Below are 13564 nucleotides of genomic sequence, written 5' to 3' on the forward strand. Positions count from 1 at the left end.
CTCGTCAGTGGGTACGGGTGACTTTGCTCAGGTGGCGCGGTTGGTCGGGGTCCATGCCACGGGCCACGGCCAGGTGGGCGGCCATCACGTAGAAACTCTGGATTGCCAGGATCGGATCGAGGGCCGGGTGCTCGGCGCAGCACAGGTCCAGGTCGCGTTCGGCCACGTCCGGCGGCGCCGCCAGCAGCACCCGGGCGCCGCGCTGGCGCATCTCGGCGGCGAGCTTGAGCAGCCCGGCTTGTTCGGCACCGCGTGGGGCGAAGACCAGCAGCGGATAGCCCGCGTCGATCAGGGCCATGGGACCGTGGCGGACTTCCGCGCTGCTGAAGGCTTCGGCCTGGATCGCCGAGGTTTCCTTGAATTTCAGCGCGGCTTCCTGGGCGATGGCGAAACCGGCGCCCCGGCCGATCACCATCAGTCGTTCGCAATCGCGCAGGGTCTCGATGGCCTTGCTCCAATCGCGGGTTGCGGCCTGTCTCAGACCTTCCGGCAGGGCCGCTCCGGCCGCGAGCAAGGCCGGGTCCTGGCGCCAATGGCCGAGCAGGCGGGCACTGGCGCTGAGGGTGGCGATAAAACTCTTGGTCGCGGCCACGCTTTGTTCCGGCCCGGCCAGCAGTGGGATCGCATATTCGCAGGCGGCTTCCAGGGGTGAGTCCGCGGCGTTGACCAGGGCCACTGTCAAGGCGCCGCGCTCACGCAGCAGGCGCAGGCTGTCCACCAGGTCGGGGCTCTGGCCTGACTGGGAAAAGGCCAGTACCGCCTGGCCGCTGACCTGTAACGGTGAGTGTTGCAGGGTCACCACCGACATCGGCAAAGAAGCCACCGGGACCCCGGTCTGCTGCATGGCGATATAGGCGAAGTAGCTGGCGGCGTGGTCGGAGCTGCCGCGGGCGACGGTCATTATCACCTGCGGCGGTTGCTCGCGCAGCCGTGCGCCCAGGGTTATCAGCCGTGCATCGAGCTGTTGCAACTGGCGGCTGACCGCCTCGTGGGCCGACAGCGCCTCTTCAAGCATTCGGGAAGTCAACGGCTTCTCCTTCGACCATGATCGAGGTCAGTGTCAGTGAACGGTCCAGGCGCACACAGTCGGCCCAACTGCCGGCTTGCAGGCGTCCGCGTTCGGCCAGGCCGAGATAGTCGGCGGGGAACTGCGACAGGCGCTGCGAGGCTTCGGCCAGCGGCAGGCCGATCTTCACCAGGTTGCGCAGGGCCTGGTCCATGGTCAACGTGCTGCCGGCCAGGGTGCCGTCGGCCAGGCGCACGCCACCCAGGCATTTGGTCACGGTGTGGCTTCCGAGCTTGTACTCACCGTCCGGCATGCCGGCCGCCGCCGTGGAGTCGGTGACGCAATAGAGGCAGGGAATCGAGCGCAGGGCCACGCGGATGGCGCCGGGGTGCACATGCAGCAGGTCGGGGATCAGTTCGGCGTAGCGGGCGTGGGCCAGGGCGGCGCCGACGATGCCGGGCTCGCGGTGATGCAGCGGGCTCATGGCGTTATACAGGTGGGTGAAGCTGGTGGCCCCGGCCTCGAGGGCGGCCACGCCCTCTTCGTAGCTGCCCAGGGTATGGCCGATCTGCATGCGGATGCCACGTGAGCTGAGGTCACGGATCAACGGCGCATGGCCGGCGATTTCCGGGGCGATGGTGATGACCCGGATTGGCGCCAGGCGCAGGTAGTCTTCGACTTCGGCGCTGATCGCGGTGTGGGCGAAGTTCGGTTGTGCGCCCAGCTTGCCGGGGTTGATGAACGGACCTTCCAGGTGCACACCGAGGACCCGGGCGGTGCCGGGTTGGCGCTGTTCGCAATAGACCCCGAGTTGGCCGAGGATCAGGCTGATTTCCTCGGGCGGCGCGGTCATGGTGGTGGCCAGCAGCGAGGTGGTGCCGAAGCGCAGGTGGGTACGGGCGATGGTCTCGAAGGCATCAAAGCCCTGCATGATGTCCTTGCCGCCGCCGCCATGGACATGCAGGTCGATAAAGCCGGGCAACAGGTATGGCAGGTCGTTTTCGCGCGGATCGCAAGGTGTGCCCTCGATCTGCGTGACCTTGCCGTGCTGGTGCAGCAGGCGACCGCGAATCCAGCCTTGCGGGGTGAGGATGTTGTCTTCGGACATGGCAGGCTCTCTGAACAGGCTAACGCCGCAGTTCGGCGACGAAGTCGTAGTAATCGTTACGGCAGTAGGTGTCGGTCAGCTCGATCGGGGTGTTGTCCTCGAGGTAGCCGACGCGGGTCATCAGCAGCATCGCGGTGCCGGGCGCGATGCCCACCAGCGCGGCGAATTCGGCCGAGGCGTTGATCGCGCGAATATGTTGCAGGGCCCGCACCACCGGGCGGCCGATGCTGTCGAGGAAGGCGTAGAGCGAATCGCCGACGGCCTCCGGGTCCGGCAGCAGGGCGGCGGGCAGGGTGCTCATTTCGATGGCCATGACCGTGTCGTCGGCGGTGCGCAGGCGCTTGAGCCGGGTGACCTGGTCCCGTGGCGACAAGGCCAGGCGGATCAGTTCCTCGTGGCTCGGCAGGGCGATCTCGCGCTCCAGCCAGCGCGAGCCGGGGACAAAACCCTTGGCCCGCAGCCGTTCGCTGAAACTCGACAGGCGTGACAGTGGTTGTTCCAGGCGTGGGGTGATAAAGGTTCCGGAGCCCTGGCTGCGACGGATCAAGCCTTGTTCCAGGAGGACTTCCAGGGCCTTGCGCGCGGTCACCCGGGAAATGCTCAACAGCTCGCTCAGATTGCGCTCCGAGGGCAGTGCCTGTTCGGCTTTCCACTGGCCGGCATGGATCGCCGCTTCCAGGTTGCGCGCCAGCTGCAGGTACAGCGGGGTCGGCTGGGACTCGTCGGGTCGCAGAGCGAGGATGTCGTTCATGTAAGATTTTTCCTGTGCGTTTGTTAGAAGTTTTGCACTCGGACAGTGGTGATGAAAGTAATACCACTTGAATACCATGTCAATGCCAGTGGTTTCGTACGAGTGCAATAAAAACGCCCGTCATGGGGGACATGACGGGCGCTGGATGACGCAGTGGTATCAGGGTGGTTCGGCTCAGGGGCGGATTTCCACCATAGTGCCGTCCTTGACCAGTCCCCAGACCTCGCGCATATCGACATTGCGCATGGCCACGCAACCGTCGGTCCAGTCCAGGGTGTAGAACAGCTGTTCCGGGTAGTCCTCGGAGTCCGGGGTGCCGTGGATCATGATCATGTCGCCGGGGTCCACGCCTTCGCGGCGGGCGCGGACCGAATCGCTGATATTGGGGTAGGACAGGTGCAGCGACAGGTTGTATTTGTCACTGGTCTTGCGCCAGTCCACCCAATAGAAACCTTCGGGCGTGCGGCGGTCGCCGGCGATGAGTTTCTGGCCCTTGGGGTTTCTCCCCAGGGAAATGCGGTAGGTCTTCAGCGGTTTGCCGTCACTGATCAGTTGCAGTTGATGGGCGGACTTGAGGACAAGGACCTTGTCGATAATTTTGCCGCTCAGCGGGTCGGCGGCGGAGGCCTGGGACAGGGTGGCGAACGACAGGCAGAAGACAACTAACAACCAGCGCATTAAAACGGTATCCCTGAGGGTGAAGGGTTTCTGATTATCGGGTGGTATTACGTGGCGCCATGGGTGGCACGGCTTCGCTGCGAACCGGGTACTGCTCGGTCGAGCGGTCGGCGAAAAAGTATTCCAGGGTCCGTCCGACGGTCCTGAACGCCAGTTCGGACCAGGGGATCTCGTGTTCTTCGAACAGGCGCACTTCGAGGCTTTCTTCGCCGGCGGCAAAAGTCAGGTCCACCAGTTCGGCACGGTAGAACACGTGTACCTGGTTGATATGGGGCACGTCGATCAGCGTATAGATGTTCAGGTTGCGCACCTGCGCGCATGCTTCTTCCAGGGTTTCCCGGCGGGCGGCCTGTTCCACGGTTTCGCCGTTTTCCATAAAACCGGCGGGCAGGGTCCAGTAACCGCGGCGCGGCTCGATGGCGCGCCGGCAGAGCAGGACCTGGGTGCCCCAGACCGGCAGGCAGCCGGCGACGATATTGGGGTTTTGGTAATGAATGGTGTCGCAGTGGTCGCAGACGAAGCGCAGGCGCGTGTCGCCCTCGGGTATGCGTTGACTCACTGGTTTACCGCATTGGCTACAGAACTTCATGCTGGATTCTCTTGGCAATACGTCTATCTTCGCGTGGGCGCGGTCTGTCGGCAAGTTGTGCTTTCGCGACATGGCAACGTTCGGGACTTGGGCCAGCCACTTCTTTTGGTGCATGATGCCGGGTAAGCCGCAAATCGAGATCAGCCATGCTGGACGAGTTACTTCGACGTGTAAGCAGCCATACGCCCCGCCCCCTGGAAACGGATAGTCGTTTTCCCGAGGCGGCGGTACTGGTGCCCATCACCCGCAGTGACGAACCGGAACTGGTGCTGACCCTGCGCGCCAGCGGTCTGTCGACCCACGGCGGCGAGGTGGCCTTTCCCGGCGGGCGTCGCGACCCGGAAGATCCGGACCTGATCTTCACCGCCCTGCGCGAAGCCGAAGAGGAAATCGGCCTGGCCCCGGGGCTGGTGGAAATCATCGGCCCCCTCAGTCCGCTGATCTCGCTGCACGGAATCAAGGTCACGCCTTATGTCGGGGTAGTGCCGGATTTTGTCGACTATCGGGCCAACGACGCCGAGATCGCCGCGGTGTTCAATGTGCCGCTTGAGTTTTTCCGCCAGGATCCCCGCGAGCATACCCACCGCATCGACTATCAGGGCCGCAGTTGGTACGTGCCCAGCTACCGCTTTGGCGAATACAAGATCTGGGGGCTGACGGCGATCATGATCGTCGAGCTGGTCAACCTGTTGTATGACGCGCGGATCAGCCTGCACAATCCCCCCGAACGTTTTATCAATATCTAGAGCTACCGTTCAGGTGGCCGTGAGCCTTGAGGACAACCCTATGAAATACCGTCTGGGCGATGCCCGGGTCGAGACGCATCCGCACAGCTGGGTGGCGCCCAATGCGACCCTGGTCGGCAAGGTCCGGCTGGAGGAGGGGGCCAGTGTCTGGTTCAACGCGGTGTTGCGCGGCGACAACGAACTGATCCTGATCGGCCGTAACAGTAATGTGCAAGACGGCACGGTGATGCACACCGACATGGGCTTTGCGCTGACCATTGGTACCGGGGTGACCATCGGCCATAACGCCATGCTCCATGGCTGCACCGTGGACGACTACAGCCTGATCGGCATCAACGCGGTGATCCTCAACGGCGCGAAGATCGGCAAGCACTGCATCATCGGCGCCAATGCCCTGATCGGCGAGAACAAGGAAATTCCCGACGGTTCGCTGGTGATGGGCTCGCCGGGCAAGGTGGTCCGCGAGTTGACCGAGGCACAGAAGAAAATGCTCGAGGCCAGTGCCGCTCACTATGTGCACAACGCCCAGCGTTATGCCCGTGACCTGGCGGTCGACGAAGCATGAGCAGTGCCGAACGTCCGCTGGCCTCGCCTTGCGTGAGTGTCTGCGCGCTGGATGAGCAGGACATCTGCATCGGTTGCCAGCGCACGGTGGAGGAGATCACCCGCTGGAGTCGCATGGACAACAGCGAGCGCCGCGAGGTGCTCGGGCGTTGCCATGAGCGGGCCAGGGCCGGTGGCTTGCTGTGGATACCGAACGCCAAACCGAATTCATGAAATACACGCGGACCTTGTAGGCGCTGGCTTGCCAGCGATGGCGTCCTTGAAATTGATGCAAGACTCAAGGGCCTCATCGCTGGCAAGCCAGCTCCAAGGATTTTTGGTGTTTGTGAGGTCGTAGGTGTTTCCCGGCAGGCCTTTCGGTATTGGCCGACAAACGCTTGAGCTTGGCCGTGCGCGGTTGCTGAAGTACCCTGTGCGGCTACATAGACAAGGTAGTCTGCAACCCATGCTTTTTCTTCTCGCCTACATCGCCAGCGTCGTACTGATCAACTTCGCCTTCTCCGCCGCGCCGCACCTGGACATTATCTGGTCAGCCTGGGGCGGGTTGGTGTTTATCCTGCGCGACATGGTGCAGACCCGCTTCGGCCACGGCGCGATTGTCGCGATGATCGCAGCGCTGCTGTTGTCCTACTTCACTTCCGAACCGGCCATCGCCCTGGCGAGCGCCACCGCCTTTGCCGTCTCCGAATGCATCGACTGGCTGGTTTTCAGCATCACCAAGCGCCCGCTGCACGATCGCCTGTGGATAAGTTCGGCGCTAAGCATTCCGTTGGACACTTTTATCTTCTTCGGTCTGATCGGCGCGCTGACCCCGGGGGTGATCCTCACCGCCCTGGGTTCGAAATTCGCCGGGGTGACCTGCGTCTGGCTGGCCATGGCCTGGCGGATGCGCAAGGCGGCGCTTTCCAGCTGAAGCCACGCCCGTTCGGTTCATGTCCCGCTCAGTTCATGTAAAATGCCGGCCTTTCTTCCCGACAGGTGTCTGATTGTCCAGGCGCCGTCGTTGATCTGCTTCCTTGAGGACCTGAAATGACCCGTATCGGAACTCCACTGTCGTCGACCGCGACTCGCGTATTGCTCTGTGGCTGTGGTGAGCTGGGCAAGGAAGTGGTCATCGAGCTGCAACGCCTGGGCGTCGAAGTGATCGCCGTTGACCGCTACGCCAATGCGCCGGCGATGCAGGTGGCCCATCGCAGCCACGTGATCAATATGCTCGACGGCGCGGCCCTGCGGGCGGTGATCGAAGCCGAGAAACCGCATTTCATCGTCCCGGAAATCGAAGCCATCGCCACCGCCACCCTGGTGGAACTGGAAGCTGAAGGCTTCACCGTGGTGCCGACCGCCCGTGCCGCGCAACTGACCATGAACCGTGAAGGCATCCGTCGCCTGGCCGCCGAAGAGTTGCAGTTGCCGACCTCGCCGTACCACTTCGCCGATACCTTCGAGGCCTACAGCAAGGCCGTCTCGGACCTGGGCTTCCCGTGCGTGGTCAAGCCGGTGATGAGTTCCTCGGGCAAGGGCCAGAGCCTGCTGCGCAGCGATGACGACGTGCAGAAGGCCTGGGACTACGCCCAGGAAGGCGGGCGTGCCGGTAAAGGTCGGGTGATTGTCGAGGGCTTCATCGACTTCGACTACGAAATCACTCTGCTGACCGTTCGTCATATTGGTGGCACCACGTTCTGCGCGCCGGTCGGCCACCGTCAGGAGAAGGGCGACTACCAGGAATCCTGGCAGCCGCAGGTCATGAGCCCGTTGGCCCTGGCCGAGTCGGAGCGGGTTGCCAAGGCGGTGACCGAGGCCCTGGGTGGGCGCGGCATGTTTGGCGTCGAGTTGTTTATCAAGGGTGACCAGGTCTGGTTCAGCGAAGTCTCGCCGCGTCCCCATGACACCGGCATGGTGACCATGATTTCCCAGGACCTGTCGCAGTTCGCGCTGCATGCCCGGGCGATTCTCGGCTTGCCGATCCCGTTGATCCGCCAGTTTGGTCCGTCGGCGTCGGCGGTGATCCTGGTGGAAGGGCAGTCGACCCAGACCGCGTTCGCCAACCTGGGGGCGGCGTTGAGCGAGCCGGATACCGCCTTGCGCCTGTTCGGCAAGCCGGAAGTCAATGGCCAGCGCCGCATGGGTGTGGCGTTGGCGCGGGACGAGTCGATCGAAGCCGCGCGGGCCAAGGCCACGCGTGCTGCTCAGGCGGTTGTGGTCGAGCTGTAATCACGCCCGCGAGCGCGGATTTGTGCCATGCGTACAATTTGTGCTCGCCACCGAACTGTAGGAGCCAGCAAGCTGGCTCCTACAAAGCGGAGTCAGGTCACCTTGTTCAAATCGTTGTAGCGCGTCTCCTTCAAGCAGAAAATCGCAATCAGGCTCAACGCCGCCGCTCCCGATATATACCCGCCGACCCAGCTCAAACCACCCAGCGCCACCAGTTTCTGGGCAAAGAACGGTGCCGCCGAGGCGCCAACGATGCCGCCCAGGTTATAGGCCGCCGATGCGCCGGTATAACGTACGTGGGTCGGAAACAGCTCCGGCAGCAACGCCCCCATCGGTGCGAAAGTAATCCCCATCAGAAACAGCTCCAGGCACAGGAACAGCGCGACGCCCGTGGTCGTGCCATGGCCCAGTAACGGCTCCATGGTAAAACCGGACAGCAAGGCCAGTACGCCGCCGAAAATCAACACCGGCTTGCGCCCGAAGCGGTCGCTGGCCCAGGCCGCCAGTGGCGTGGCCGCGGCCATGAACAACACGGCAAAACACAGCAGCTCGAGGAAGGTCTCGCGACTGTAACCGAGGTTGGCCACGCCATAGCTCAGGGAAAACACCGCCGAGATATAGAACAGCGCGTAACACACCACCATCGCCAGCGAGCCGAGCAGTACCGGCGCCCAATAGCGGCTGAACAGCTCGACCAGAGGCATTTTTACCCGTTCCTGGCGGGCCACGGCATTGGCGAAGATCGGCGTTTCCTCAAGCTTTAGGCGCACATACAGGCCGACCATCACCAGCGCGGCGCTGAGCAGGAACGGAATGCGCCAGCCCCAGGAGCGGAACTGTTCGTCGCTCAGGGTCATGGCCAGGATCAGGAACAGGCCGTTGGCGGCGAGAAAGCCGATGGAGGGGCCCAGTTGCGGAAACATGCCGAACCAGGCGCGTTTGCCCGCGGGGGCGTTTTCGGTCGCCAGCAGCGCGGCCCCGCCCCATTCGCCGCCGAGCCCCAGGCCCTGGCCGAAGCGCAGCAGGCACAAAAGGATCGGCGCCCAGGCGCCAATGGTCGCGTAGCCGGGTAGCACGCCGATCAGTGTGGTGCACACGCCCATCAACAGCAGCGAAGCGACCAGCGTCGATTTACGCCCGATACGGTCACCGAAGTGGCCGAACAGGATCGAGCCCAGCGGGCGGGCGAGGAAGGCGATGCCGAAGGTCAGGAAGGCCGAGAGCATCTGCGCGGTGCTGTCGGTCTGCGGGAAAAATACCGGCCCGATCACCAGGGCGGCGGCGGTGGCATAGACGTAGAAGTCGTAGAACTCGATGGCCGTGCCGATAAAGCTGGCGGTCGCCACTCGTGCGGTCGAGTTCAGCGGTTTGCTTGGCGTGGCAGTGTCAAAGGTGCTGCTGGAAGTCATTGCGGGCGTCCCTGAAAGTCTTGCGCGTGCGAATTATTAGTATTGAACGCCCAGGGATAAGGGCAGGTTCCGCGCGGTTCAAGGTTCGAACCAGCGTCGGATTGTGACAATGTGTGGGGCCGGAGGGGAGGATTGCGGGTAAGCAAGCGTTCCGACTAGGCTGGGTAAGCCGGGTCGATTATAGGAAGGCACTGACGGATCAAACAAGAGCGAAGGCCGGCGCTGGTGTGGGTTCGGCGAGATATTGTAGGAGCCAGCTTGCTGGCGATGGCGTCCTCGAAAGCGACGCAAGGCTCAAGGGCCTCATCGCCGGCAAGCCGGCTCCCACAGGGTTATGCGGCGCTTTCGTTAGAGGGGCGGAGTCGTCGCTGGGGTAGTGCTGGTGTGCCAGGCCAGCACCCGGCTGACCCGATTGTCCTCGGTCTCGAGGATTTCCAGGCGGTAACGGCCGATCTTCAGGCACACCGCGCTTTCCGGGATGGTTTCCAGGGCTTCGGTGACCAGGCCGTTGAGGGTTTTCGGACCGTCGCAAGGCAGGTGCCAGCCCAGGCTCTTGTTCAGTTCGCGAATTGACGCGGCACCTTCGATCACCAGCCGGCCATCGGCCTGCGGATGGATATGCGGGTTGTCGAGGCTGTGCTCGCTTTCGAATTCGCCGACGATTTCTTCCAGGATATCTTCCAGGGTGACGATGCCCAGCACTTCGCCGTATTCGTCCACGACCATGCCCAGGCGCCGCTGCTGCTTGTGGAAATTCAGCAGTTGCAGTTGCAGCGGCGTGCTTTCCGGGACGAAGTACGGCTCGTGGCAGGCCGCGAGCAGGGCGGCTTTGGTCAGGCTGGCATCGAACAGCAGATTGAGGATCTGGCGGGTATTGATCACCGCCTCGACCTGGTTGATATCGCTGTGGAACACCGGCAGGCGGGTACGGCGGTTCTTCAGCAACTGTGCGGTGATTTCCTCGATGGAATCGTCGAGATTGATCCCATCCACTTCGCTGCGCGGCACCAGGATGTCGTTGACCGTGATGTTGTCCAGCGCCTTGATGCTCGACAGCGAATGGCTGCGCGGTGGGTGTTCCGGTTCGTCTTGCGGATCGAGGGGTGGCTGGTCCTCATCGCTCTGCTTGACTGCGTTGACCTTGCTGATAAAGGGCCGCAGCAACAGTTGGGCGATACCGTGCAGCAACCAGGCCGCGGGGTAGATGATTTTCAGCGGAATCCCCAGCAAGGCGTTGCCGGTGGCCAGGATCGGCTCGGGATAACGGACGGCGAGCAGGCGCGGCAGGTAGTCGGCAAAGACCAGTAGCAGCACCGTGGCTCCCAGGCAGGCCCGCCAGGGCCCGTGCTGGCCCCACAGCAGGATCGACAACAGGGTGCCGAGAATGACGACGACGACCCGGCACAGGGTATTGCACAGGATCAGGCTGTCGCGGGGGAATTTCAGCCGGGCTGCTGGTTTTTCACCCGAGCGCGAGGCCGGGCGCAGGGCGGCGAGCTGGTGCTGGGCGACTTCAACGGCGGTAAACAGCGCCGACCAGAGAATCAGCAGGGCCAATACGGCGAGCATTGGCCCGGCGGGCAGGTTGTCCATGGTCTTGTCGGCCCGTCAGATGTGCAGGATGTATTCGCGGACCAGCTTGCTGCCGAAATAGGCCAGCATCAGCAGGCAGAAACCGGCCAGGGTCCAGCGGATCGCCTTGTGCCCGCGCCAGCCGAGACGATTGCGCCCCCACAGCAGCACGCTGAACACCACCCAGGCCAGGAAGGCCAGCAGAGTCTTGTGCACCAGGTGCTGGGCGAACAGGTTCTCGACGAACAGCCAGCCGGAGATCAACGACAGCGACAGCAGGCTCCAGCCGGCCCAGAGAAAGCCGAACAACAGGCTTTCCATGGTTTGCAGCGGCGGAAAATTGCGGATCAGCCCGGAGGGGTGCTTGTTTTTCAGCTGGTGGTCTTGCAATAACAGGAGCAGGGCCTGGAACACCGCGATGGTGAACATGCCGTAGGCCAGGATCGACAGCAGGATATGCGCCAGGATCCCTGGCTCCTCGTCGATGATCTGCACCGTGCCCGAGGGCGCGAACTGTGCCAGCAGCACCGTCAGCAAGCCCAGCGGAAACAGCAGGAGCAGCAGGTTTTCCACCGGAATGCGCGAGCAGGCCGCCAGGGTCAGGGCGATCACGGCGACGGCGATCAGGCTGGCGGCGTTGAAAAAGTCCAGGCCCAGGCCGATCGGGGTCATCAGGTGGGTGAGCAGGCTCACCGCGTGGGCGATCACGGCGATTACGCCGAGCCCGACCAGCAGGCGTTTGTTCGCCTTGGCGCCTTGGCGCAGGCGGGTGCCCTGATAGAGGGTCGCAGCGGCGTAGATGAAGGCGGCGGCGAGGCTGGTCAGTAAACTGGGTGACAAAGGGAGCATAAGTCCTGTTAGGCAAGCCCGAAAGACGCTGAGTTTGGCATAGAACCCCCGGTCCACGAAAGACCGTGGCGCTAGTGGCCGCTTGCAGTCTCCGCTATAATCCGCGACCTGCCCACGCCGCAGGCTCGCCAGGCGCTGTTTTTCCTTGTTCCGGCAGCCATCACTTCGGTCTCCATAAGGGCCTCAAAGGATCGCGCATGTTTGAAAACCTGACCGACCGTCTCTCGCAGACGCTGCGCCATGTCACCGGCAAGGCCAAGCTGACCGAGGACAATATCAAAGACACCCTGCGTGAAGTGCGCATGGCGTTGCTCGAAGCTGACGTCGCCCTGCCGGTGGTGAAGGACTTCGTCAATTCGGTCAAGGAGCGCGCGGTCGGCACCGAAGTGTCGCGCAGCCTGACCCCGGGCCAGGCGTTCGTGAAGATCGTCCAGGCCGAGCTCGAAAGCCTGATGGGCGCCGCCAACGAAGACCTGAACCTCAGCGCCGTGCCGCCTGCGGTGGTGCTGATGGCCGGTCTGCAGGGGGCGGGTAAAACCACCACGGTCGGCAAGCTGGCGCGCTTCCTCAAGGAGCGCAAGAAGAAAACCGTGATGGTGGTGTCGGCCGACGTCTACCGTCCGGCGGCGATCAAGCAGTTGGAAACCCTCGCCGGCGACATCGGCGTGACCTTCTTCCCGTCCGATCTCAGCCAGAAGCCGGTGGACATCGCCGAAGCGGCGATCAAGGAAGCGCGCCTCAAATTCATCGACGTGGTCATCGTCGACACCGCTGGTCGTCTGCACATCGACGACGAGATGATGGCCGAGATCAAGCAACTGCACGCGGCGATCAAGCCGGTGGAGACGCTGTTCGTGGTCGACGCCATGACCGGCCAGGACGCCGCCAACACCGCCAAGGCCTTTGGCGATGCGCTGCCGCTGACCGGGGTGATCCTGACCAAGGTCGACGGCGACGCCCGTGGCGGTGCCGCACTGTCGGTACGGGCCATCACCGGCAAGCCGATCAAGTTCATCGGTATGGGCGAGAAGAGCGAAGCGCTCGAGCCCTTCCACCCGGAACGGATCGCCTCGCGCATCCTCGGCATGGGCGACGTGCTCAGCCTGATCGAGAAGGCCGAACAGACCCTCGACAAGGAAAAAGCCGACAAACTGGCTAAAAAGCTGAAGAAAGGCAAAGGCTTCGATCTCGAAGACTTCCGCGACCAGCTGCAACAGATGAAGAACATGGGCGGTCTCGGTGGCCTGATGGACAAACTGCCGAACATCGGCGGGGTCAACCTGGCGCAGATGGGCAACGCCCAGGGCGCGGCCGAGAAGCAGTTCAAGCAGATGGAAGCGATCATCAACTCCATGACCCCGGCCGAGCGCCGCGACCCTGAGCTGATCAGCGGTTCGCGCAAACGCCGGATCGCCATGGGCTCCGGCACCCAGGTGCAGGACATCGGACGCTTGATCAAGCAGCACAAGCAGATGCAGAAGATGATGAAGAAATTCTCCGCCAAAGGCGGTATGGCCAAGATGATGCGCGGCATGGGCGGTATGTTGCCCGGCGGCGGCATGCCGAAAATGTAAAAGATTCGCGTCGGCCTGACGGCCGGCGCTACCCCCGCAGGGATGCGGGGGATCGCCAGTAAACCCGCGTTTAGCGGGAGCTGACCTGCCGTCTTGACGACGGCTCTATGGCAAATCCAGATTGCACGGCGCCGGGCGCCGGAAAAAGTCATTTGCAAAAGTCCGTATATTCCTTAGAATATGCGGCCTTTCGGGCACCCATGCCCGCTGTGCATTTAGATTTGCAGCACCGACTACAGGAACGATGTTCACATGCTAACAATCCGTCTTGCCCTTGGCGGCTCCAAAAAGCGCCCGTTTTACCACCTGACCGTAACCGACAGCCGCAACGCTCGTGACGGTTCGCACAAAGAACAAGTGGGTTTCTTCAACCCAGTTGCTCGTGGTCAGGAAGTTCGTCTGTCCGTGAACCAAGAGCGCGTAGCCTACTGGCTGAGCGTTGGTGCACAACCTTCTGAGCGTGTTGCTCAGTTGCTGAAGGAAAACGCTAAGGTTGCGGCCTGAGCA

At 62.9% G+C, this 13564-nt stretch carries 15 protein-coding genes; 7 read left to right on the forward strand and 8 right to left on the reverse strand.

The annotated features are described in order from the left end of the window. Positions 1-4: 4 nt before the first annotated feature. From AC07VG_RS18685 to AC07VG_RS18705, 5 genes are all read right to left on the reverse strand, one after another. Complete coding sequence (locus AC07VG_RS18685; protein ID WP_494999320.1) at positions 5-1027, reverse strand: SIS domain-containing protein; 1023 nt, start codon at positions 1025-1027, stop codon at positions 5-7. After that, positions 1008-2114 (reverse strand): N-acetylglucosamine-6-phosphate deacetylase, encoded by a 1107-nt coding sequence (gene nagA / locus AC07VG_RS18690; RefSeq protein ID WP_494999321.1) that lies wholly within the window; start codon positions 2112-2114, stop codon positions 1008-1010. Before nagA ends, AC07VG_RS18685 begins: the two co-directional genes overlap by 20 nt. A 19-nt stretch (positions 2115-2133) precedes the next feature. After that, positions 2134-2865, reverse strand: a complete 732-nt coding sequence (locus AC07VG_RS18695; RefSeq protein WP_494999322.1) for a GntR family transcriptional regulator — start codon at positions 2863-2865, stop codon at positions 2134-2136. A gap of 174 nt (positions 2866-3039) precedes the next feature. Then, the gene (locus AC07VG_RS18700; RefSeq protein WP_494999323.1) at positions 3040-3543 is read right to left on the reverse strand and encodes a L,D-transpeptidase family protein; all 504 of its coding nucleotides are present in this window, start codon (positions 3541-3543) and stop codon (positions 3040-3042) included. 34 nt (positions 3544-3577) lie between these two features. Continuing rightward, positions 3578-4132, reverse strand: a complete 555-nt coding sequence (locus AC07VG_RS18705) for an NUDIX hydrolase (protein WP_494999324.1) — start codon at positions 4130-4132, stop codon at positions 3578-3580. Between the two features lie 146 nt (positions 4133-4278). Here AC07VG_RS18705 and AC07VG_RS18710 point away from each other — a divergent pair, with 146 nt between their 5' ends. The 5 genes from AC07VG_RS18710 to purT all read left to right on the forward strand — a co-directional run bounded on the left by AC07VG_RS18710 (position 4279) and on the right by purT (position 7653). Then, positions 4279-4878, forward strand: coding sequence for a CoA pyrophosphatase (locus AC07VG_RS18710; RefSeq protein ID WP_494999325.1), 600 nt, complete (start codon positions 4279-4281; stop codon positions 4876-4878). A 40-nt stretch (positions 4879-4918) separates the two neighbouring features. Next, complete coding sequence (locus AC07VG_RS18715) at positions 4919-5443, forward strand: gamma carbonic anhydrase family protein (protein WP_494999326.1); 525 nt, start codon at positions 4919-4921, stop codon at positions 5441-5443. Continuing rightward, entirely contained in the window at positions 5440-5655 is a 216-nt protein-coding gene (locus AC07VG_RS18720; RefSeq protein ID WP_494999327.1) for a DUF1289 domain-containing protein, read from the forward strand. Before AC07VG_RS18715 ends, AC07VG_RS18720 begins: the two co-directional genes overlap by 4 nt. Before the next feature lie 232 nt (positions 5656-5887). Next, positions 5888-6355 carry a VUT family protein gene (locus AC07VG_RS18725; RefSeq protein WP_494999328.1) on the forward strand — a complete coding sequence of 156 codons (468 nt, stop codon included), beginning with the start codon at positions 5888-5890 and terminating at the stop codon, positions 6353-6355. 116 nt (positions 6356-6471) lie between these two features. After that, complete coding sequence (gene purT, locus AC07VG_RS18730) at positions 6472-7653, forward strand: formate-dependent phosphoribosylglycinamide formyltransferase (protein WP_494999329.1); 1182 nt, start codon at positions 6472-6474, stop codon at positions 7651-7653. A gap of 92 nt (positions 7654-7745) precedes the next feature. Here the strand turns inward: purT and AC07VG_RS18735 are convergent, their stop codons facing one another. From AC07VG_RS18735 to AC07VG_RS18745, 3 genes are all read right to left on the reverse strand, one after another. Then, on the reverse strand, positions 7746-9062 hold the full coding sequence (locus tag AC07VG_RS18735) for an MFS transporter (RefSeq protein ID WP_495021672.1): 1317 nt from the start codon (positions 9060-9062) through the stop codon (positions 7746-7748). Between the two features lie 348 nt (positions 9063-9410). Continuing rightward, on the reverse strand, positions 9411-10655 hold the full coding sequence (locus AC07VG_RS18740; protein ID WP_494999331.1) for a transporter associated domain-containing protein: 1245 nt from the start codon (positions 10653-10655) through the stop codon (positions 9411-9413). A gap of 15 nt (positions 10656-10670) precedes the next feature. Further along, positions 10671-11483 (reverse strand): cytochrome C assembly family protein, encoded by an 813-nt coding sequence (locus AC07VG_RS18745; RefSeq protein ID WP_494999332.1) that lies wholly within the window; start codon positions 11481-11483, stop codon positions 10671-10673. Positions 11484-11680: 197 nt separating this feature from the next. Between AC07VG_RS18745 and ffh the strand changes: the two genes are divergently transcribed. Both ffh and rpsP read left to right on the forward strand, forming a co-directional pair. Continuing rightward, the gene (gene ffh / locus AC07VG_RS18750; RefSeq protein WP_494999333.1) at positions 11681-13057 is read left to right on the forward strand and encodes a signal recognition particle protein; all 1377 of its coding nucleotides are present in this window, start codon (positions 11681-11683) and stop codon (positions 13055-13057) included. Positions 13058-13309: 252 nt separating this feature from the next. Continuing rightward, positions 13310-13561, forward strand: a complete 252-nt coding sequence (rpsP, locus tag AC07VG_RS18755; RefSeq protein ID WP_017124058.1) for a 30S ribosomal protein S16 — start codon at positions 13310-13312, stop codon at positions 13559-13561. Positions 13562-13564: the final 3 nt, after the last annotated feature.

It is taken from the genome of Pseudomonas sp. GW821-FHT03C07 (assembly GCF_059420925.1).